We start from the raw sequence: 5,873 nt of genomic DNA on the forward strand, positions 1-5,873 counted from the left end.
GTGTAATCAGGAAGACTTTTCATAATAGTGAACTCCTGCTTAGAGAACACACGTCCAGTTATGAAGTTTAGGAAAGGGAGCGCGCGAGAGGGGCTACTGCCCTTTTCAAAGGGTTTCCCCTCTCGCACTTTCTTCTCAAAATAAGTAAGGAAACCCTATGAAACGGCTCCTTGTCGGCATTACCGGCGCAAGCGGCGTGATCTACGGCATCCGGCTGCTCGAGGTGCTGCGCGGCGTGGCCGGGGTGGAAACGCATCTCATCCTGAGCCGGGGCGCGGCCACGACCCTGGCCTACGAGACCGATTTCACGGCCCAGGCGGTCGCGGCCCTGGCCGATGTGGTCCATGCCCACGACAATCTGGCGGCGGCGGTCTCAAGCGGCTCGTTTCCCGTGCACGGCATGGTGGTCGTGCCCTGCTCCATGAAGACATTGGCCCAGATCGCCCTGTCCCTGGGCGACAACCTCCTGGCCCGGGCCGCCGACGTGACCCTCAAGGAACGGCGCAAGCTGGTGCTGGTGCCGCGCGAAACGCCGCTGCACCTGGGACATCTGCGCCACATGACGGCCGTGACCGAAATGGGCGGCGTCATCCTGCCCCCGGCCCCGTCGTTCTACCACGACCCGCGCACCATCATGGACATCGTGGACCAGACCGTGGGCAAGATCCTGGACCAGCTCGGCATCGCCCACACCCTTTTCCACCGCTGGGACGGCCGCGAGGGTTGAGGCGGCAGGCGGGACGCCCGCGTTTTTCCCCAGCGCTTTTCCACGCATAATCCCAGGAAATCACTGCCATGCGACACGACCTTCTCACGACGTTGGCCAAGCGGCCGGTTCTTGCGGACGGGGCCATGGGCACGCAACTGCTGGCCAGGGGCGCCGCCCCGACGGCCTGCCTCGACGCCCTCAATCTGGATGCCCCCGAGATGGTCCGGTCCATCCACCTGGACTATCTGGCCGCCGGAGCCGAGGTCATCGAGACCAACACCTTCGGGGCCAACCGCAAGAAGCTGGAACGGTTCGAGCTGGCGGACAAGGTGCTGGAGATCAACCGCCAGGGCGCGGCCCTGGCCCGGGCCTGCGCCGGGGATGACGCCTGGGTGGCCGGGGCCATGGGGCCCCTCGGGCGCATGCGGGAAGAGGCCCCGGACCCGGCGGAAATCGCCGCCCTCTATGCCGAGCAGGCCAGGGCCCTGGCGGAAGGCGGCGCGGACCTGCTGTTGCTGGAGACGTTTTTCGATTTCGAGCTGCTGCGCCTCGCCCTGCACGCGGCCAAGTCCGCGACCTCCCTGCCCGTGGCGGCGCAATTCGTCTTCGGCGGCACGGGCCTGTCCTTGAGCGGACACACCATGGCCGAGTGCCTGCGGCTTCTGCGCCGGGAAGGCGCGGACATCGTCGGGCTCAACTGCGGCAGCGGCCCCCAAGGGGCGCTGGACATCCTGCGGGCGGCCGGCCCCCTCGAAGGACCGCTGTCCGTGTTTCCCAACGCCGGCTTCCCGGAACGGCGGGGCGACCGGCTGGTGTACCCCTCCTCCCCGGAATATTTCGCGAGCGTGCTCGTCCAATGCGCGGACCACGGGGCGCGGCTTTTGGGCGGCTGTTGCGGCACGGGCCCGGAGCATATCCGCGCCCTGGGACAGGCCCTGGCCCACCGCGCCGGGACAGCCCCCAGGCAGGCCGCCGTCGCGCCGGGACCGGACACGGCGGCGACAGGCCGGCAGCCCGGCAAGCCCCGGCCGTGCTTCCTCGACCGCGTGGGCAAGGGTCCCCTGTTCCTGGTGGAACTCGACCCGCCCAAGCACCTGGACGTGTCGGGGACCCTCGAAGGCGCGGCCAGCCTGGCCTCGGGCGGCGCGGACGCCATCACCATCGCGGAAAATCCCCTGGCCTCGCCCCGCCTGTCCAACATCGCCCTGGCCAACCTGATCCGCGCCCGCACCGACGTCGAGGTCATCGTCCATCTGACGGGTCGGGACCGCAACCTCATCGGCATGCAGTCGACCATCATGGGGCTGGCCTGCCTCGGGTTGGAAAACGTGCTGGCGATCACCGGCGACCCGCCGTCTTCCGGCGGCGAGGAACGCTTGTCCGGCGTCTACGACGTGCGTTCCTACGAACTGATCGGCATGCTCGACTGCTTCAACAAGGGCCAGGATCCCCAGGGCCGGGACATGCGGCTGCGGACCAATTTCCGCATCGGCGCGGCGTTCAATCCCAATACCCGCAACATGGCCATGCAGGTGCGCCGCATGCGGCGCAAGGCGGAGCTCGGAGCCGCCTATTTCCTGACCCAGCCCGTGTATTCGCGCGAGAAGGTCGATGCGATCCTGGAAGAGACGCGCGATTTCCCCTGCCCCATCTTTCTCGGCATCATGCCCCTGGCCAGCCTGCGCAACGCGGAATTCCTGCACAACGAATTTCCGGGCATTTCCATTCCCGAGGACGTGCGCGACCGCCTGCGCGCCGCCGGGGACGGCGAGGCCCGGGAAGGGTTGGAAATCGCCTGGGAGCTGATGGCCTACGCCCTGCCGCATTTCGCCGGCATCTACCTCATCCCGCCCTTCAACCGCCACGCCGTGGCCCTCGAACTCATCCGGCGGGCCCGGGGGGATGTCCCCGCATCCTGACAGCGCCTCGTTGCCGTCCCCTCCTTGCGACAGGCGGCCCATGCCGCGCCACTCGCGCACCGCGTCGCCGCAATCGGGAAATTACGGCCCATCCGTTGCTTCCCCGGCGAATATGGATAGTTGAAAAGCGTACGCATCCTCGTTTCATATCCGGGAGAAACGCATGGCCCGGAGAACGGGCGCGCCTTGTGCGAGGGAGGAAAAAAACATGCCGTCTAGGCGGGGACGGCGAAATGGTTCATGAAATAACAAAAGGAGGCAGCCATCATGCAAGGCGACCACGAACACCACCATGACCATACCCATGAGCATAGTCACGAACACGAGCACGAACACGAGCATCCCGGCATCGGCAAGCACACCCACAAGCATGTCCATGTCCACAGCCATGAGCATGCCCACGAGCACAAGCATCCCCACGAGCACGGCGCGGGGGAAGGCGTGCACGAACACCAGCATACCGGCGAGCACGGCCCTCACGACCATGTCCACCCGGACCACGAGCACGAGCCCCACACCCACGATCACTGAGTGACGCCGCGCCGACGACGGATTTTTTTTTCAAATCGCCCTGAAGCGCCGGGAGGGCACGGCCGGGGCCCGATAGCGGACGTTCGCGTCCCTCGGGGCCGGTTGACTCTCCCGGCCGCCCCCCCCTATACCATGGCAGCGCTGGTGCCCGTCCCCCCGGGACGGGCTGCAAAAGAGAACCCGGTGCAAGTCCGGGACTGCCCCGCAGCGGTAAGCGAAAACGACCTCCGCCACGAAGCACTGGGCCCCCCGGCCTGGGAAGCGGCGGACAGTAGGCACCCGGCCTGCCGGCCGCCATGTTCGCAAGTCCGAAGACCTGCCAGCGCCCGCCCGCGAAGCCTGTTCGCGGACGAACCGCCAGGGAGCCTCGAGGGAGGGGACCGGCCTCGCAGCGCATGGGGTGGCGCTTGCGGCCGCGCGTCTCTCCTCGGTTCCGTCTCGATGTCGCATAGGGGGAACGCGATGTCGCAGGGAATGCCATGCTGGAACCGATGACCAGTTCCGATCTTGCTTTCGACACCTTGGAGCAATCCGCCGAGCAGCCCGCATCGGCGCGCGTCGCCGTGGCCGTGCCCGCGCGCATCAAAAAGCGCGACGGCAAGGTCGTGCCCTTCGACGCGGATAAAATCTTTTCCGCCATCCGCCGGGCCGGCGCGGCCACCGGCGACTTCGACGAATCCGAAGCCCGGTTGCTCACGGCCCAGGCCGTCAAGGTGCTCTCCCACCGCTTCGCCGGCCAGATTCCGGATATCGAGCGCATTCAGGACGTGGTGGAACAGGCGCTGATCTCCGCCAACCACTTCCGCACCATGCGCGCCTATTCGGTCTACCGCGAACAACGGGCCAAGCTCCGCCACGACAAAAAGACCGTGGTGGACGTGGCCGCCTCCATCAACGAGTACCTCGACCGCCATGACTGGCGCGTGGCCGCCAACGCCAACCAGGGCTATTCGCTCGGCGGGCTGATTTTGAACGTCTCGGGCAAGGTGGTGGCCAATTATTGGCTCAGCCACGTCTATCCGCCGGAAGTGGGCGCCGCCCACCGCGAAGGCGACCTCCACATCCACGACCTGGACATGCTGGCCGGCTACTGCGCCGGCTGGTCGCTGCGCACGCTGCTGGAGGAAGGCTTAAACGGCGTGCCGGACAAGGTGGAGGCCGACCCGCCGCGCCACCTTTCCAGCGCCGTCGGACAGATCGTCAATTTTCTCGGCACGCTGCAAAACGAATGGGCCGGAGCCCAGGCCTTTTCCTCCTTCGACACCTACATGGCCCCGTTCGTGCGCAAGGACAAGCTCGACTACGCCGAGGTGCGCCAGTCCATCCAGGAGCTCATCTACAACCTGAACGTGCCGTCGCGCTGGGGCACCCAGACCCCCTTCACCAACCTGACCTTCGACTGGACCTGCCCGGACGACCTGGCCGGCCAGCATCCGCGCATCGGCGGCGAGGAGCTGGACTTCACCTACGGCGAGCTCCAAGCCGAAATGGATATGATCAACAGGGCCTACATCGACGTCATGACCGCCGGCGACGCCAAGGGACGGGTCTTCACCTTCCCCATCCCCACCTACAACATCACCAAGGATTTTCCCTGGGAGTCGCCCAACGTCGACATTCTCTTCGAGATGACGGCCAAGTACGGCCTGCCCTACTTCCAGAATTTCGTGAATTCCGACCTCGAGCCCAACATGGTGCGCTCCATGTGCTGCCGGCTCCAGCTCGACCTGCGCGAGCTTCTCAAACGCGGCAACGGCCTTTTCGGCAGCGCCGAGCAAACCGGCTCCGTGGGCGTGGTCACCATCAACTGCGCCCGGCTCGGCTACCGCCATCGCGGCGACGAAGCGGGACTTCTCGCGCGCCTCGACGCCCTGCTCGACATCGCCCGGGCCAGCCTCGAGATCAAGCGCAAGGAAATCTCGCGGCGCATGGACGCCGGGCTTTTCCCCTACACCAAGCGCTACCTGGGGTCGCTGCGCAACCACTTCTCCACCATCGGCGTCAACGGCATCAATGAAATGATCCGCAACTTCACGTCCGATGCCGAAAACATCACCACCCCGGCCGGCCACGCCCTGGCCGTGCGCCTGCTCGACCACGTGCGCGCGCGCATGACCGAGTTCCAGGAGCAGACCGGCCATCTCTACAACCTGGAAGCCACCCCGGCCGAAGGCACCACCTACCGGTTCGCCAAGGAGGACCGCAAACGCTTCCCCGGCATCATCCAGGCCGGCACGACGGAAAAGCCCTACTACACCAACTCGTCCCAGCTGCCGGTCGGCTTCACCGGCGACCCCTTCGAGGCGCTCTCGCGCCAGGAGGAACTCCAGCGCAAATACACCGGCGGCACGGTGCTCCACCTCTACATGGGCGAACGCATCTCCAGCGCCGAGGCCTGCAAAAACCTGGTGCGCCGGGCGCTCTCCCGCTTCGCCCTGCCCTACATCACCGTGACCCCCACCTTCTCCATCTGCGACGTCCACGGCTACCTCGTCGGCGAGCACGAGACCTGCCCGCGCTGCGCCGCGACCGGCGAAACCCGCGCCTGCGAGATATGGACCCGGGTCATGGGCTACTACCGGCCCAAATCGGCCTTCAACATCGGCAAGCAGGGCGAATACGAAGAACGCGTCTGCTTCGCCGAGCCCGAATAAGCTGGGGGACGCCTCCGGCGGCCGGGGGGAAACTTTTTGAAAAAAGTTTCCCCCCGGACC

General features: G+C 66.3%; 4 protein-coding genes and 1 riboswitch. All 4 genes read left to right on the forward strand.

Annotated features, from left to right (window positions below; all coding sequences use genetic code 11):
- The first annotated feature begins 157 nt into the window (after positions 1 to 157).
- The 4 genes from DESFRDRAFT_RS20395 (at position 158) to DESFRDRAFT_RS20410 (ending at position 5,813) form a co-directional block, all read left to right on the forward strand.
- A complete protein-coding gene (locus DESFRDRAFT_RS20395; RefSeq protein ID WP_005997216.1) occupies positions 158 to 727 on the forward strand; it encodes a UbiX family flavin prenyltransferase in 570 nt (189 codons plus the stop codon).
- Between the two features lie 68 nt (positions 728 to 795).
- A complete protein-coding gene (locus tag DESFRDRAFT_RS20400) occupies positions 796 to 2,628 on the forward strand; it encodes a bifunctional homocysteine S-methyltransferase/methylenetetrahydrofolate reductase (RefSeq protein WP_005997217.1) in 1,833 nt (610 codons plus the stop codon).
- 267 nt (positions 2,629 to 2,895) lie between these two features.
- Positions 2,896 to 3,159: a hypothetical protein gene (locus tag DESFRDRAFT_RS21665; protein ID WP_085930766.1), complete on the forward strand. Its 264-nt coding sequence runs from the start codon at positions 2,896 to 2,898 to the stop codon at positions 3,157 to 3,159.
- A gap of 125 nt (positions 3,160 to 3,284) precedes the next feature.
- Positions 3,285 to 3,497, forward strand: a riboswitch (cobalamin riboswitch).
- A 141-nt stretch (positions 3,498 to 3,638) separates the two neighbouring features.
- The gene (locus tag DESFRDRAFT_RS20410) at positions 3,639 to 5,813 is read left to right on the forward strand and encodes a ribonucleoside triphosphate reductase (RefSeq protein ID WP_005997219.1); all 2,175 of its coding nucleotides are present in this window, start codon (positions 3,639 to 3,641) and stop codon (positions 5,811 to 5,813) included.
- Positions 5,814 to 5,873: the final 60 nt, after the last annotated feature.

Source organism: Solidesulfovibrio fructosivorans JJ] (assembly GCF_000179555.1).
Lineage (GTDB): Bacteria > Desulfobacterota > Desulfovibrionia > Desulfovibrionales > Desulfovibrionaceae > Solidesulfovibrio > Solidesulfovibrio fructosivorans.

What these genes read in the sequence shown, in the direction of transcription:
- DESFRDRAFT_RS20410 (WP_005997219.1), top strand. Translation starts at nt 3,639, where the DNA reads ATGCTGGAACCGATGACCAGTTCCGATCTTGCTTTCGACACCTTGGAG.
- DESFRDRAFT_RS21665 (WP_085930766.1), top strand. Translation starts at nt 2,896, where the DNA reads ATGCAAGGCGACCACGAACACCACCATGACCATACCCATGAGCATAGT.
- DESFRDRAFT_RS20395 (WP_005997216.1), top strand. Translation starts at nt 158, where the DNA reads ATGAAACGGCTCCTTGTCGGCATTACCGGCGCAAGCGGCGTGATCTAC.
- DESFRDRAFT_RS20400 (WP_005997217.1), top strand. Translation starts at nt 796, where the DNA reads ATGCGACACGACCTTCTCACGACGTTGGCCAAGCGGCCGGTTCTTGCG.